The organism is Mycobacterium sp. E2479 (genome assembly GCF_001667925.1).
GTDB lineage: Bacteria > Actinomycetota > Actinomycetes > Mycobacteriales > Mycobacteriaceae > Mycobacterium.
The window spans coordinates 39,347-54,065 of sequence record NZ_LZJR01000130.1 but is presented as its reverse complement, the minus strand read 5'-3'; the positions used below and the strand labels follow the sequence as shown (position 1 = coordinate 54,065).

The following is a 14,719-nucleotide window of genomic DNA, read 5'->3' as shown; positions in this document are numbered from 1 at the left end:
GATGACTACCCAAGGCCGGCTACATCCGTGAGCGAATGGACCATAGGGGCGGTTCTTGACGAAATCGCCGCCGTTATCCCCGACCGGACGATGACGGTCTGCGGCAGCCGCCGCAGCACCTTTCGCGAATCGGCGGAGCGCACGCGCCGACTGGCGAACTTTCTGGCGGGCAACGGATTAGGAGCGTATCGGGAACGCGCCAACCTGCAGAACTGGGAATGCGGACAGGACCGGGTGGCGCTGGTCATGCACAACGATCTGTACCCAGACATGGTCGTCGGCTGCCTCAAAGCCCGGACCGTCCCGGTGAACATCAACTATTACTACACGCCACGCGAGGTCGGCGAGCTGCTCGACTACGTGAAACCCCGAGCGGTCATCTATCACCGCGGGCTGGGCGCAAAATTCGCCGACGTGCTCACCGATGCCGGCGTTGACCTGTTGCTGTCGGTGGACGACGCGAGCAACGACCGGGAACCGGCCGGTGCGATTTCGCTGGACGACGCACTGGCGCAGGGGAATACCGACCATACCGTGACGGCGTCCCCGGACGATCTGCTGATGATCTGCACCGGCGGCACGACCGGCCGGCCCAAGGGTGTGCTGTGGCGACAGTCCGACATCTACGTGTCGTCGATGGTGGGGGCCGACCATGCCTGTGCCCAGGAGATCCACGACAAGGTGCGTGGTGACGCCGGTGCCCCATGGTTCGCCGTCTCGCCTCTGATGCACGCGGCCGGCATGTGGACAGCATTCGCGGCGATCATGGCGGGTACCCCCGTGGTGCTTTATGACACCTCCAAAAAACTTGATCCGCACGTAGTCTGGGAGACGGCCGAGCGCGAGAAGGTCGGGATGATGACCATGGTCGGGGATGCCTACGCCGCGCCGCTGGTGGCGCAGTTGCAGGGTGGTTCCTACGACTTGTCGGCGCTGTATGCGATCGGCACCGGCGGTGCCGCGACGAATCCGAAGTATCAGCAAGCCCTGTTGGAACTGCTACCCCATATCACGCTCATCAACGGTTATGGCTCGTCGGAGACGGGAAACATGGGCTTCGGCCACAGCAGGATCGGCACGCAAGCCGACACCTTCACGCTGCGCGAGGGTGGACTGGTTCTTTCCGAGGACTACAGTCACTTCCTTTCCCCCGGTGAATCGGAGGTGGGCTGGGCCGCCAGGCAAGGGCGAATACCGTTGGGGTACTTCAACGATCCCGATGCCACCTGTCAAACGTTTCCCGTCATCGACGGCAAGCGGGTGGTGATATCCGGTGACCGTGCCGGCTTGGAACCCGACGGATCCTTGCGGCTTCTCGGCCGTGACTCGCTGGTGGTAAATACCGGCGGCGAAAAGGTTTTCGTCGAGGAAGTCGAAGAGGTGCTGCGCGGCCACCCGGCGATCGCCGACGCCCTGGTGGTCGGTCGCCCCAGCGAGCGCTGGGGCGAAGAGCTCGTCGCCCTCGTCGAGCTCCGCGATGGAGCCGACGCGGCCGCCGCGGAGCTGCTCACGCTCTGCACGTCGCGACTGGCACGGTTCAAGGCGCCCAAGGAGTTCCTCGTCGTCGAGCAGGTTCGGCGCTTGGGCAATGGTAAGGCCGATTACCGTTGGGCGAAACGTCACGCGACAGCGAAAGCACCGATGCCGACATGAAAGTTATCGATTGCCTGATCAACGTGCACTTCGGCGAGACGGAGCAGCAGCCCGCCTGGATGCTCAAGGTGCGTGACGACTACTTCAAGGGGCCGGAGTCGATGTTCTCACCGGTCGGGTTGTCAAAGCTGCTCGAGGAGATGGACGCCCAGGGCGTGCGCAAGGCGATCCTGATGGACAACCTGGCCAAGCCGTCAGTGACCGCGCGCAAGTTCGTCGAGGAGAAGCCCGACCGCTTTGCGCTGGCGATGGGCGGGGTCAGCCTGTTGCGGCCGATGCCGTCCCTGCGGGAACTTTCGTCCATCGTCAACGATCTGCCCGTTGCCTATGCCGCCGTCGGCCCGAGCTTTTGGGGTGACGGCCTGTACCCGCCCAGCGACGCCGTCTACTACCCGCTGTACACCAAGTGCGCCGAGCTCGAGCTGCCGCTGTGTATCAACACCGGCATTCCCGGGCCCCCCATTCCCGGGGAGGTACAGAACCCGATTCACCTAGACCGGGTCTGCGTGCGATTCCCCGAACTGAAGTTGTGCATGATGCACGGTGCCGACCCGTGGTGGGACATCGCGATCAGGTTGTTGATCAAATACTCGAATCTGCGGTTGATGACGTCGGCCTGGTCACCAAAGCGGTTGCCGGACAGCCTGTTGCACTACATGCGGACTCGCGGACAAAACAAGGTGATCTTCGCTTCGGATTGGCCGGTGCTGAAAATGCACCGCGTCGTTCCCGAAGCGGCCGCGCTGGACCTGCCCGACGCCGTGCTGGACAACTATCTCTACAACAATGCCCAAGAATTCTTCTTCGGTGGCCAGAAGGAAGGCTGAGGATGGACCGCTATGAACTACGTAGGCTCGACTACAGCCTGACGTCGGACCACGAGGCGTTGCAGGCCGCCTACCGCGATTTCTTCAAGACACATTGCTCGATCGAAACCGTGCGCGCCGCGGAGGAAACCGGCTTCGACAAAAACCTGTGGGAGCGGTTGTGCGCCATGGGCGCCACGACCATGGCGGTCCCGGAATCCGCGGGCGGCGACGGCGCGACGATCGTCGATCTGACCTTGGTGGCCGAGGAGATCGGCCGGGTGCTGGCGCCGGTACCGTGGATCGACCAGGTCTGTACCGCACGGCTGCTCGCGCGCCTCGGTGCCGTCGAGCCTGACGTCGTGCATGGTAAGCGGCTCGCCGCATTCGAGCCGCAGCAGGACAACGCGTCCGGCGCTCGGCTGCTGCCCACCGGATCGATCGCTGACCAGATCATCGTGCGCGATGGTGACGACGTCGTGGCGCTGACGTTCGGCACCCGCCCGACCAAGGTGGACAACATCGGCCGGTTGCCGATGGCCTGGGTGGATCCGGCGACCGCTGACACCCGCACCATACTGGCCAGCGGATCGGATGCGTTGGCGGAATATCAACGAGCGCTGGATGAATGGCGGGTGCTGAGTGCGGCCGCGTTGGTGGGCCTGGTGGAGGAGACCATGACCATCGCGGCGGAGTTCGCCAAAACGCGCTACACACTGGGGGTTCCGATCTCGACGCTGCAGGGCATCTCTCATCCGCTGGCCAACATCGCGATCACCGTGCAGGGCGGCCGCAACCTGGCGCGGCGCGCGGCCTGGTTCCTGGACAACGAGCCGCACGAGCGACCGGAGCTGGCGCCCTCGGCGTTCGTGTTCATGGCGGAGGAGGCGGCCAAGGCCGCGACGATGGCGGTGCATATTCAAGGTGGACTTGGGGTTTCGTCGGAGGCCGCCGCCACGGCGTATCTGGTGCGTGCCCGTGGTTGGGCGCTGGCCGGTGGAGATCCGGGCGCCAGCGCCAAGTACATCGGTGAGCTGGTCGCAGCGCGCGAAAGTGGAGAGGGCGCCTAAGTGGATTTCTCACGAGTCATGCTGTCCGACGACGATCAGCGCTTCCTCGACGAAGCGCGTGAGTTCCTGCGAACCCACGTGACAGAAGAGGTCAGGCGCCGGGACCGGGAAACGGGCGACAACTTCGACGAAGGAGTGCACCTGGCGTTCGGTGCCGCCGGTTACCTTGAGCGCGAATGGAAGCCGGAGGCTGACGGTGGCTTCAGCCGGCTGCGTCGCCGCATCTGGGAGCTGGAAAAGCGACGCGCACATGTGCCCTGGGTGACCTGGGGTACCACCGCCATGGTGGCCCGGTCGGTCGCGAAGTTCGGCTCTGCCGCATTGCAGGACGAAGTGCTACCAGGTGTCTTCAGCGGGCACGTACGGCTATGCCTGGGCTACACCGAACCAGAAGGCGGTTCCGACATCGCCACCTGCAAGACCCGTGCGGTGCGTGACGGCAACAGCTGGATTATCAATGGCTCCAAGATGTTCACCACCGGTGCGCACAACTGCCAATACGTTTTCCTCATCACCAATACCGATCCGGACGCGCAGAAGCACAAGAGCCTGACCATGTTCCTGGTTCCGTTGAACTCTCCGGGCATCGAGATTCAGGGCATTCGCACCGTCGACGGCGACCGCACCAACATCGTCTACTACAGCGACGTGCGCGTCGACGACAAGTACCGCCTGGGCGACGTGAACGCGGGATGGACGGTGTTGCGTGAACCCCTCAACACCGAGCACGGAGCCGTTGCGGCCGCCCCGGACGGGCTGCAGGATGTGTCGATCATGATGCACCAGGCCGGTTTCATGGCCGACGCCCTGGACAAGGCCGCAGCAAAGGTCGGCGAGCGGGATCCGAACGGGCACAGGCTCATCGATGATTCATCGGTGGCATATCGCTTGGGGCGCAGCGCCGCGCGGATGGAAGCGTCATTGAGCGCGCCCAGCATTTTCGGCCGCGTCGCCCTGGCGCAGACGATGCGTGACATCTCCCCGGACCTGATGGACATCCTGGGCACCGCGTCGGTGCTGCCGCAGGGCACGGACGGCGCGGCCGACAACGGGGCCGCGGAGTACGTGTATCGATTCGCCCCGCTGGTCGGGATCTACGGCGGGACCTTGGAGGTGTTCCGCAACATGATCGCGCAATACGTGCTGGGCCTGGGCAAGCCGGCGTACGCGCCGCTCGCGCGAAAAGCCTCCTAGCTTGCGCCGAACGTGATTTGACGGCGGCTGCCTTCGGCGTGTCGTCGCCACCAGTTCACGTACGGCGCAAGGGCTGTCGTCAGGTGGTGAGGATGGTCGCGGCGGCGGTGCCCGGCGCGCCGTACAACTGGGTGAATCCCACCTTAGGGCGGCCGGGCACCTGGCGATGGCCCGCCTCACCGCGAAGTTGGCGCACGATTTCATGGATCTGCCGCAGACCGGAGGCGCCGATGGGCTCGCCGTTGGCGATCAGCCCGCCGTCGGTGTTGACCGGCATCGCGCCGTTGATCTCGGTGGCGCCGTCGGCTAGGAGCTTTCTCCTGATCGCCATGCTCGCAGAAGCCGCACTCGGCCATGTGGATGACCTCGGCGCCGGCGTCGGTGTCCTGCAACTGGATCACATCGCCCTCGTCGGGGGCGCAGAACATGTATTGGGTCAGCGGGTAATTGAGCATCGCCGAATTCAGGATATCTTCTTCGGAGATCGGTCTCCGGCGAAACGCGTTGGGGTTTATGGCGCCGTTGCGGAAGTTCTTGGCGGCAACGTTGGCCAGGGTCTGCTGGGAGATGCCGTGCTCGTGCAGGTAGCGGTTGGCCTTCATGCCGAAGAACTGGGTGGTCAGGTACTGCCCGTTCTCTGCATACCAGCGCGGCATTCCGACCAGGGCGGGGTCCTCGGTGAACGCCCCGCGGGGGTGCTTGTCCAGGCCGACGGCCATCCCGATGTCGTAGTCGCCCAATCGAATACCGTCGGCGCACGCCTTGGCGGCGCTGGCGGCGGTCGCGCATGCATTGAACACGTTGGTGAACGGGATGCCGGTCAGACCGACCATGCCGACGATCGCGTCCGGGTTGGCCACCGTCCAGCTCCCCCCGGTGGCGAACTCGACGTCCCGCCAAGCGATACCGGCATCGGCGACCGCCGCAAGGATGGCGTCGACGCCCATCTGCATCGCCGACTTGCCCTCGAAACGCCCGAACGGGTGTAGCCCCACGCCGATGACGGCGACATCGTTGCTACTGGGGGTCACGCAATAGCTCCCGCATTCTTGAGTTGCTCAATCCGGTCCCAGTCCATCCCGAGCTCCATCAGGACCAGCTCGGTATGCTCACTGGCCTGGGGCGCCCGGGTCGTCGTCAACGGCTCGTGATTGAACTGAACGGGGCCGCGGACCACGCGGAACGGCTTGCCGCCACTGGCGAGCCCGACTTCGGCGATCATGTCGTTGGCGATCGCCTGCTCGTCGTCGACCAGGTCGAGGAGGCTCTGGAACGGCGCCCATTGGCCCTTCATCGTCTTGAGGTGCTGCCGCCAGTAGTCAAACGGCTTGGCGGCGAAGGCCTTCGCAATCAGCTCGGCCGCAGCATTCGCGTTCTGGATCAGCGGCAGCACGTCGGCGAAGCGCGGGTCGTCGGCCGCCTCGGGAATGCCCAGGTGTTCGAAAGTGTCGCGGATCAGCCCGGTCGGGCTGATGATGCACAGGTTGATCGTGCCGCCGTCGGAGGTTTCGTAGTTGCCCATGAACGGATTCACCGACATGGCAGTGGCGGAACCCGGCATGGGAGTGCGCATGACCTCGCCGGTCTCCATGCCCTGCGTCACGCTCGCGCCGGCCGCCCACCAGGCGGTGCTCAGCAGCGACACGTCGAGTTCGACGGCTTCGCCGGTGCGCTCGCGATGCAGCAGGGCGGCCGAGATGCCGCCGGCGATGAACATGCCGCCGATCGAATCGCCGAAAGCGGGAATGCCTTGTCCCAGTGCGCCGCCCAGCTCCTCGGGCGTCAGGGCGTATCCAATGCCGCTGCGCGTCCAGAACGCCGTGCCGTCATAGCCGCCGGTATCGCGCTCGGCTCCTTTATCGCCGTAAGCCGAGCCGCGGGCGTACACGATGTTCGGGTTCACCGCGCGAATGTGCTCGACATCGAACTTGTGCTTCTGGCGTTGCGCGGGCATGTAGTTGGTCAGGAACACATCCGCGGTCTTGGCCAGCTCGTAGATCACTTCCTGACCGCCCGGTGTGGAGACGTCGATCCCGACGCTGCGTTTGCCGCGGTTGGGATGCTCCATCAGCGGGTGCCGTTCCGGATCGATTTGAATCCCACCCATATTCAGGAACCCACGCTGAGTATCGCCGCGTGCCGGGTGTTCGACTTTGATGACGTCCGCTCCCCAGTCGGCGAGGATGGCACCCGCCGCGGGAACGAAGGTGAACTGCGCGAGTTCGAGGACCCGAAAGCCCGTCATGACTTTGGTCATTTCAAGACCATATCCTCACTCCTACTTCGCGTCGAACGTCACCGGAAGCGCATTCGGTGACCGGAACGGCTGGCCGTGGATGTGCGGATCATCGTCGGCCAGCAAGGTGACATTGGTCAGCCGGTCCAGCAGGCATTCCATCGCGACGCGCGTTTCCAGCCGGGCCAGATGCAAACCCAGGCAGGTGTGCTCACCGGCGGCGAAGGAAATGTGTGGCGTGTGCTTACGGAAGATGTCGAACTCTTCGGAGCGTTCCCAGCGGTGTTCGTCGCGGTTCGCCGAACCGATGCATACTCCAATCACCGAACGTGCCGGAATCTGTACACCTTCCACCTCGGTATCTTCGGTCGTGAAGCGTTGCACGACGGTCAGCGGTGTCTCGTAGCGCAGTCCTTCCTCGATGGCCGGTGCCAGCAGCTCCCGGTCGGCTTGCAGCGCGGCGAATTGATCGGGGTGCGTCAAGAGCAGATACAACAGGTTTCCCGACGAGCGGTAGGTGGTCTCCAGGCCGGCGGGTAGCAGTAGCCGAAGGAACGAGTAAATGGCTTCGTCGGTGAGCTTTTCGCCGTCGATCTCCGCGGTGACCAGATCACCGATGATGTCGTCGGTGGGCTTGGACTTGCGCTGTTCGATCTGCTCGACGAAATAATCCTTGAGTGCGGTGGAGGCCTCGAGGGCGCCTTCGTAGTTGACGTGGTAGCTGATCAATTGCACGGCGCGCCTGCGGAACATCGGCAGGTCGTCGGCCGGCAGTCCCAGTAGCTGGGCGATGACGCGGGTGGGGAATTCGAAGGTTAAGTCGCGGATCAGGTCGGCGTGACCGGTCTTGATGAACTCGTCGATAAGGGCATTGCAGATCGGCCGCACGATGGTGGGCTCCCAGCGGGCCAGTGCCTTGGACTTGAATGCCGCGGATACCAGGTTGCGGTGTTCGCGATGTTTCTTGCCCTCCATCGCCAGAATCGTCGGACCCATGAACAGGCCGATGGTCTTGTTGTACGGCTTGGAACTGAACACCCGGCTATCCCGGAGGACCGCATTGACCACGTCGAACGACATCGCGGAGTATTCCTGCTTGGGCCGCAGCGACTCCGGCGTCTTGGAGTAGTTCATCACCGTGCCGGCGAACACGCCGGCCTCCCGCCGCTTGCGGGCGAAGAACGGGTAGGGGTCACGCAGGCTGACGGTCTCGTCGCCGGCACCGGTGGCGGTGTGAACGTTGGTCGTCACCTGATCTCCCGCATCTTGATCTCAGCACGATCGAACACCTGACTCGTAAGATCGTACTGTAATCATTACAGTAGGAGACATGGCGTGGCCGGTCAGCCATTAACCGCCTGCTCGCGCGCCCACCGGTAGTCAGCTTTGCCGGACGGGCTGCGCTCGATGACCGGACGGAACACGATGGCCTTGGGGAGTTTGTACCGCGCCAGCGTCTGCGCGGCGTGCGCCACCAGCTCCTCGGACTCGACACCGGCCCCTGGAGCGAGCGCCACCACGGCAACGACCTCCTGGCCCCACCGCTCGCTCGGCCGGCCGGCGACCACGACGTCGGCCACCGCCGGATGCGACGCGATGGCCGTTTCGACCTCCTCGACGAAGATCTTCTCGCCGCCGGAGTTGATCGTCACCGAATCCCGGCCCAGCAATTCGATCGAGCCGTCGGTACCGTGGCGCGCGCGGTCACCGGGGACGGCGTACCGGACACCGCCGATGACCGGAAATGTCTTGGCCGTCTTGGCCGCATCGCCCTTGTAGCCCAGCGGAACGTAACCCCGTTGCGCCAGCCAACCCATCCCGTCGTGGCCCGGTTCCAAGATCGCGGTCAGGTCCTCGGCGGCCACGAAGGTGTCCGGCCCCGCGTTGAACGTGCCGGTCGCTACCGCTTTCGAGGTCGACATGTGGTGCATCTGCGCCCCGGTCTCCGACGATCCGACACCGTCGACGACGACGGCGTTCGGCAGCGTTTCGATCAAGCGACGCTTGACGTACGGGGTCAGCAGAGCACCACCGTTGGCGACGACGGCCAGCGACGACACGTCGGCGATCCCCTTCTCGATCGCGGCGATCAACGGGCGCGCCATCGCATCGCCGACAACCGTCACCACCGTGACTTTTTCTCGCTCGATGGTGCGCACCACGTCGTCGGCGTCCAGGTGATCGACGACGGTGGGAAACACGACGGATTGCCCCGTGGTGATCGCGGTCATCACACTCCACTGGGCCGCACCGTGGATAAGCGGGGGCAGAATCATCAGCTTGGTGCCCGGACCTGAGGCGGCGCGTTCGACGATCTCCTCGATCGAGTTCGACGGCTCGCCGGTCATGAGATTCCGGCCGCCGAAGGACGTCATGAAGATGTCGTGCTGGCGCCACAACACGCCCTTCGGCATCCCGGTTGTGCCACCGGTGTACAGGACGTACAGGTCGTCGGGGGAGTGCTGCACCGGCGGCGGGTCGGGGGGCGCAGACGCCAGTGCGGCCTCGTAATCGATTGCGCCGTAGATCAACTCGTTGCCCGAGTCGTCGGCGATCTGGATCAGCACGCGCAGCTGCGGCAGGTCCGGCAAGATCTCGGCCACTCGCGGCGCGAACGCGGCGTGGTAGAGCAACGCGGTCGCCCCGGAGTCCGCCAACAGGTATTGCAGCTCGCTCTTGACGTAGCGGAAGTTGACGTTGAACGGGGCGACCCGCGCCTCGAAGCTGCCCAGCAACGCCTCGACGAATTCGTTCCCGTTGTAGGCGTACAGCCCGAGCAGGTCCTGGCCCACCTGGTGGCCGCTCAGCGCGGAGCGCTCGGTGTGGCAGCCCAAACCCCGCGAGTGCAGGTATGCGGCCAGCCGGTTGGATCGTTCGATCACCTGCCGGTAGGTGTAGCGCCGGTTCCCCTGGACGATCAGCTCCCGATCGGGGATCGCGGCGGCGACGGCCTTCGCGACCGCCGGAACGGTGAATGTTGTTGTGCTGTCGGACATCATGCCTCTCACGGCTGGTGGGGTAGCAAACGAACCATCAGGCCGTTGGCCTCGGTGAGCACGGTTCCATCGGCGGCTGTCATAGTAGCGTCAATGAAAACTTTTCTGCCATCGATTTCGGTGATGCGGCCGTGGGTGCACGCCGAGGTGCTTGCAATGTGCTTCCAAGATGTGCAGCTCACCCCGGTCATCGCGGTAGGCCACCAGATTCGCGCTGAAGTAGTGCAGGGGTCGGACTTCGCCGGCGGGAAACTCCCGAGACCAGCCGACCATGAACCAACCCGTAACTTTCCAGGTGAAGGCACTTTCACGGCCGGCGCCTCTCGAGATCGTTGATACTAAATTCGTTACAGTATAGATTTCAGCAGGTTCGGCCCGCGCCCAGCAAGGAGTGAAATGACGACAGCGGCTGACGAGCTGGAACACATCCGGCGACTGAAGGAAAGCCACGCCCCGGGCTCAACGTCACCCCCTCGCACACCTTCGCGACTGGCGACTGGGCGATGCAAGAACACCGGCGGCATACCCGAATATCGGCGCCGCTGCGATGAAATCGCTGCCGGCGGATACACCGGTTTCAAACTGGCCTAGCAGGGCGGGCGACATGGCGACGGCAATGAGTGGACTAAGCCTGGCTCAAGGCGTGGCCCGCGAATTGGGAATGCTGATGCCGCGCACCGTGGCCGGGTTGCGTGAGTCAACCGGCTGGGCGCCCCTATCGCCACGCGGTGCGCGTCAGTTCGGCGAGGCGATGCTCGACGAACTGGTGCTGAGCGCCTTTTCACTGCTGAGCGGTACTCCCGCGCCGATTCGGCCGCTGGATGCGTGTACCGCGGCGGCCGACGAACTGTCGTCGCTGGGTATTGACCTGGCCCACGCCGATCCGAAACCGTTGCGGGCAACCTCGATACGCAAGCGCAGCCTCGCGGGTCTGTCATATGAATGCATGACCTTCGAGCACGACCCCGCGTTGCCGGCAACGCTGGAGGCCGACGGACTGGGCGGCCCCGCACGAGCAGTGGTGCGCCTGTGTCGGCACCACGACGGGCCCCGGCCTTGGCTGGTATGGGTGCACGGGGCCGGCCAAGGCGGCGACGAAGACCTGCTGTTGTCCCGGATTGGACACATCCATCACAAGCTGGGCTTCAACGTCGCGCTACCGGTGCAGCCCGGCCACGGCTGCCGCCGACGCCAGTGGCCGGCGTATCCCGACATGGATCCGTTGGGCAATGTGGCGGGCATGATGCGCGTGGTGTCCGAGGTTCGTGCGGTCGTGCGCTGGGTGCAGCCGCAGGCCACCGCCGTTGTAGTGGCCGGGATTTCGATGGGCACTCCGGTGGCTGCGCTGGTTTCCCACCTGGAGAAGCAGATCGACGCGGTGGCCCTGTGCACGCCGATCCTGGGGCTCAACGGGATGATCGCGCGGCACCTGCAACGGTGGGGATCGTCGCGCGACGGATTCCGCGAGTTGCTGGAATCGCCCGTGGTCACCCAGCTGACCTCGGTGATCGACCCGTTGGCGGTGACTCCGTCTCCGCCGCCGGATCGCCGGCTCATCGTCGGGGCGTGGCACGACCGGATGGCGATGCGCGAGCCCGCCAACGCGTTGCACGAACGCTGGGGCGGTCAGCTGTATTGGTACGACGGAAGCCACGTCGGCCACATCTTCTCCCGGCGCGTGCAGGGCATCATCGACCAGTTTTTGACCACCGCGGCCGGGCGCCGACCCGACGGGCGGTGACAGATGGCGCCCACATGGACCGCGCGAACGGTGGTCGAGCTCTACAACCTCGTCGTGTGGAACGAACGCAATATCGACCTGGCCGAGGAACTGTTGGCCGATAGTGTAATCCGGCATGAGGTCGGCGGCGCGCACACGCTGACCCACACCGAAGCGGTGCAGCGGGTGGTGGACATGTGGCAGCTGGCCGATTCGTTGCACTTCGACCTCAACGTGGTCATCGAGGGCGACGACGGCGAGCACGTGGCCATCGTCTACGACTCGACGATAACCACCAAGGACGGCACCGAGACCAACATCGCGAGCATCGAGGTGTTCCGCGTCGTCGATGGCAAGATCACCGAGGTCTGGAACTGCGGCTACCGGCAAGGGGTTTGGAATTGAGTGAGCGTGCGCTTGATGAATTGGGCTTCTACCTGCTGGCCGGGGCCGGCGGGGAGGGTCCCGCAACCTTGATGGACGAGGCCCGTCGCGGCGAGGAACTGGGCTTCGGCACCGCTTTCATCTCCGAGCGGTGGAACATCAAAGAGGCGTCGTCTCTGGCCGGGGCGGCATGCGCGGTCACCAACCAGATGCAAATCGCCACCGCGGCAACCAATCACAACACCCGTCATCCGCTGATCACCGGATCCTGGGCGACCACGATGCATCGCCTGTCCGGCGGCCGGTTCACCCTGGGCGTCGGCCGCGGCATCGCCGCGATTTATGGGGCTTTCGGCATCCCGGCGGTGACGACGGCGCAGATGGAGGACTGGGCGCAGGTCATGCGCCGGCTGTGGCACGGTGAGCTGATCGTCAATCACGACGGTCCGATGGGCAAGTATCCCATCCTGTTTCTTGATCCGGACTTCAATGAGGACATCCGGCTGGCGCTGGTGGCTTTTGGGCCCAACACGCTCGAGCTCGGCGGACGCGTGTTCGACGACGTCATACTGCACACCTATTTCACCCCGGAGACCTTGCAGCGCAGCGTAAAAGCCGTGAAGTCGGCAGCGGAGAAGGCGGGCCGCGACCCGGGCAGCGTGCGGGTGTGGTCGTGCTTCGCCACCGTCGGTGACCATCTCCCCGAAGAACTTCGGCTCAAGAAGACCGTGGCGCGGCTGGCAACCTACCTGCAGGGGTACGGCGATCTGCTGGTCGAAACCAACAATTGGGATCCCGCTGTGCTGCAACGGTTCCGCGAAGACCCGGTGGTCACCTCGATCGCGGGCGGGATCGATCACAAGGGCACGGCCGAACAGATCGAGCACATCGCGACGCTCATTCCCGACGAATGGCTCGAGCCCTCGGCCACCGGGTCCGCGCAGCAGTGCGTGGATCGCATCCGCAAGGAATTCGACTACGGAGCCGACGCGGTCATCATGCACGGTGGCACACCCGACGAGCTCGAGCCGGTCGTCGCGGCTTACCGCGCCGCGGATTAGCTTACGTTGTCGGGCGGACCAATCACGGCATGATGACGGTCCGGGTGACCGGTTCGGCGGCGGCTTGCCTGCTGGACAGGCCGCGCTTCAAGGAAGCGAGCAGGGCATCACGTGTTTCACGGGGATCGATCAGTTCGTCGAACCCCATGTGCTCGGCCGACCGGAACGACGCCTGAAGCTCGGCGTCGCGCAGCTTGACCGAGAGATCCTCGCCGGCGTGTGACGCGCGGCTGAGTGCCGCGGCGCTCATGGCGCCCATCGTCGCGCCGGGGTAGGCGAAGGTCGCGACCTGATGGTCGAAGCCCAACAGCGACATGACCATGGACCCGAACCCATATGCCTTACGCAGCGTCAGGTGCAACTTCAACGTGGTGGCGGCCGTCTGCGCGGCGAACATCCGCGCGCCGGCCCGCAACACGCCGCTGCGCTCGGAGCGGCTGCCGGGCAGCATCCCGGGATTGTCGGCGAGAAAGACGATAGGCAGGTGGAACGAGTCGGCCACCATGATGAAGTGCGCGGCTTTGTCGGCGGCGTCGGCGTCGATGGAACCGGCCAGCACCCGAGGTTGGTTGGCCACCACCGCGACCGGGTGGCCGCCAAGGTGGGCGAGCGCGCAGATGATCGCCTTGCCGAACAGCGGCTGAACCTCGAACCAGTCGGGGCCGTCGAAGATCACGTCGAGTACTGCCCGCATGTCGTAGACGCGGCGGTTATCCCGCGACACGATGTCGAGCAACTCAGGCGTCTGCCGTGGCCGGCCGGCCTCCGCCGCGGGCAGCGACGGCGGGTAGGACCATGCGCTCGACGGAAAATACGACAGATAACGCCGGATGTCGTCCAGCACGGCCTCATCGTCCTCGGCGACATTGTGGATCACCCCGCTGGGCAGCGCGACAGTCGGACCCCCGAGGTCTTCTTTCGAAATCTCTTCTCCGGTGGACTCTTTGACGACGGGAGGTCCGGCGGTGAAGATCGCTCCCTGCCTGCTCATGATCCGGAAGTCGCAGACCGGGGCCACGAGGGCGCCATGCCCGGCCGAGGGGCCGAGCACGGCCGCGACGGTCGGGACGCGGCCCGAGCACTGCGCCTGGGCGAGCAGGTCGGTAGGGGTCCGTCCGTAATGGCCGCCGGTGGGGCGAAAGCCGGCGCCTTCGAGCAGCATCACCAGCGGAATCTTGTCCCGCAGCGCCAGTTCGGCGATTCGATACCGCTTCGAATTGCCACCGGGCCCGATGCTGCCCGCCATGGTGGTGAAGTCCTCGGCGCCCAGCATCACCGGTGAACCGTTTATCGACCCTGAGCCGACAACCAGGCCGTCGGCCGCGATCTCACCACCCACCAGCGTGCCGAGTTCACGGAAGGTGCCGGGATCGAGCAGGTGCTCGATTCGCGCGCGCGCGTCCAGCTTGCCCTTACTACGATGCTTGTCGAGCCGCTCCGGCCCACCCATGGTCCAGGCCTGCTGACGGCGCCGCTCGAGGTCCTCGAGCGTTTCTCCCCAATCCTGGGCTCCCGGCATGCCTATGTCCTACCTCATGCGGTCTCGTCGCGCGACCAGTCCTATGGTGGCGGCCCGCTGCGCCCGGCTACGCCGCGCTT

Annotated in this window: 12 protein-coding genes and 3 pseudogenes; 8 read left to right on the top strand and 7 right to left on the bottom strand. The window is 65.0% G+C overall.

All coding sequences use genetic code 11. The features are described from left to right. The first annotated feature begins 27 nt into the window (after positions 1-27). From A5686_RS19680 to A5686_RS19665, 4 genes are read left to right on the top strand one after another with little or no spacing between them, the layout of a single operon-like run. Complete coding sequence (locus A5686_RS19680) at positions 28-1,653, top strand: acyl-CoA synthetase (protein ID WP_067937753.1); 1,626 nt, start codon at positions 28-30, stop codon at positions 1,651-1,653. Beyond that, entirely contained in the window at positions 1,650-2,480 is an 831-nt protein-coding gene (locus A5686_RS19675) for an amidohydrolase family protein (RefSeq protein WP_067937847.1), read from the top strand. Before A5686_RS19680 ends, A5686_RS19675 begins: the two co-directional genes overlap by 4 nt. Before the next feature lie 2 nt (positions 2,481-2,482). Then, the gene (locus tag A5686_RS19670) at positions 2,483-3,529 is read left to right on the top strand and encodes an acyl-CoA dehydrogenase family protein (protein ID WP_067937750.1); all 1,047 of its coding nucleotides are present in this window, start codon (positions 2,483-2,485) and stop codon (positions 3,527-3,529) included. Next, positions 3,530-4,723: an acyl-CoA dehydrogenase family protein gene (locus tag A5686_RS19665; protein ID WP_067937748.1), complete on the top strand. Its 1,194-nt coding sequence runs from the start codon at positions 3,530-3,532 to the stop codon at positions 4,721-4,723. 79 nt (positions 4,724-4,802) lie between these two features. Here the strand turns inward: A5686_RS19665 and A5686_RS19660 are convergent. The 6 genes and pseudogenes from A5686_RS19660 to A5686_RS19640 all read right to left on the bottom strand — a co-directional run. Then, positions 4,803-5,754: pseudogene (locus A5686_RS19660) on the bottom strand (thiolase family protein). Beyond that, positions 5,751-6,968: a CaiB/BaiF CoA-transferase family protein gene (locus A5686_RS19655; RefSeq protein WP_067937845.1), complete on the bottom strand. Its 1,218-nt coding sequence runs from the start codon at positions 6,966-6,968 to the stop codon at positions 5,751-5,753. Before A5686_RS19655 ends, A5686_RS19660 begins: the two are co-directional and overlap by 4 nt. A gap of 33 nt (positions 6,969-7,001) precedes the next feature. After that, a complete protein-coding gene (locus A5686_RS19650; RefSeq protein ID WP_067937746.1) occupies positions 7,002-8,210 on the bottom strand; it encodes a cytochrome P450 in 1,209 nt (402 codons plus the stop codon). A gap of 92 nt (positions 8,211-8,302) precedes the next feature. Further along, the gene (locus A5686_RS19645) at positions 8,303-9,955 is read right to left on the bottom strand and encodes an acyl-CoA synthetase (RefSeq protein ID WP_067937843.1); all 1,653 of its coding nucleotides are present in this window, start codon (positions 9,953-9,955) and stop codon (positions 8,303-8,305) included. 8 nt (positions 9,956-9,963) lie between these two features. Beyond that, positions 9,964-10,089: pseudogene (locus A5686_RS26865) on the bottom strand (PaaI family thioesterase); the annotation flags it as partial. Position 10,090: 1 nt separating this feature from the next. Further along, positions 10,091-10,285, bottom strand: a pseudogene (locus A5686_RS19640) (Rieske 2Fe-2S domain-containing protein); the annotation flags it as partial. 66 nt (positions 10,286-10,351) lie between these two features. Between A5686_RS19640 and A5686_RS28035 the strand changes: the two are divergent. Genes A5686_RS28035 through A5686_RS19625 form a run of 4 tightly spaced genes read left to right on the top strand, consistent with a single transcriptional unit; the run spans position 10,352 to position 13,120 of the window. After that, entirely contained in the window at positions 10,352-10,546 is a 195-nt protein-coding gene (locus tag A5686_RS28035; RefSeq protein ID WP_231986429.1) for a hypothetical protein, read from the top strand. Between the two features lie 13 nt (positions 10,547-10,559). Beyond that, on the top strand, positions 10,560-11,696 hold the full coding sequence (locus A5686_RS19635; RefSeq protein ID WP_067937743.1) for a PHB depolymerase family esterase: 1,137 nt from the start codon (positions 10,560-10,562) through the stop codon (positions 11,694-11,696). Positions 11,697-11,699: 3 nt separating this feature from the next. Beyond that, on the top strand, positions 11,700-12,080 hold the full coding sequence (locus A5686_RS19630) for a nuclear transport factor 2 family protein (protein ID WP_067937741.1): 381 nt from the start codon (positions 11,700-11,702) through the stop codon (positions 12,078-12,080). After that, on the top strand, positions 12,077-13,120 hold the full coding sequence (locus A5686_RS19625; RefSeq protein WP_067937739.1) for a TIGR03857 family LLM class F420-dependent oxidoreductase: 1,044 nt from the start codon (positions 12,077-12,079) through the stop codon (positions 13,118-13,120). Before A5686_RS19630 ends, A5686_RS19625 begins: the two co-directional genes overlap by 4 nt. Positions 13,121-13,142: 22 nt before the next feature. On the opposite strand, the gene A5686_RS19620 is transcribed toward A5686_RS19625, so the two are convergent. Continuing rightward, positions 13,143-14,639 (bottom strand): acyl-CoA carboxylase subunit beta, encoded by a 1,497-nt coding sequence (locus A5686_RS19620; protein WP_067937737.1) that lies wholly within the window; start codon positions 14,637-14,639, stop codon positions 13,143-13,145. Positions 14,640-14,719: the final 80 nt, after the last annotated feature.

Excerpts from the sequence above, each read along its gene's own strand:
- A5686_RS19620 (WP_067937737.1), bottom strand. The coding sequence starts at position 14,639 with ATGCCGGGAGCCCAGGATTGGGGAGAAACGCTCGAGGACCTCGAGCGG.
- A5686_RS19630 (WP_067937741.1), top strand. The coding sequence starts at position 11,700 with ATGGCGCCCACATGGACCGCGCGAACGGTGGTCGAGCTCTACAACCTC.
- A5686_RS19635 (WP_067937743.1), top strand. The coding sequence starts at position 10,560 with ATGGCGACGGCAATGAGTGGACTAAGCCTGGCTCAAGGCGTGGCCCGC.
- A5686_RS19655 (WP_067937845.1), bottom strand. The coding sequence starts at position 6,968 with ATGACGGGCTTTCGGGTCCTCGAACTCGCGCAGTTCACCTTCGTTCCC.
- A5686_RS19670 (WP_067937750.1), top strand. The coding sequence starts at position 2,483 with ATGGACCGCTATGAACTACGTAGGCTCGACTACAGCCTGACGTCGGAC.
- A5686_RS28035 (WP_231986429.1), top strand. The coding sequence starts at position 10,352 with ATGACGACAGCGGCTGACGAGCTGGAACACATCCGGCGACTGAAGGAA.
- A5686_RS19645 (WP_067937843.1), bottom strand. The coding sequence starts at position 9,955 with ATGTCCGACAGCACAACAACATTCACCGTTCCGGCGGTCGCGAAGGCC.
- A5686_RS19675 (WP_067937847.1), top strand. The coding sequence starts at position 1,650 with ATGAAAGTTATCGATTGCCTGATCAACGTGCACTTCGGCGAGACGGAG.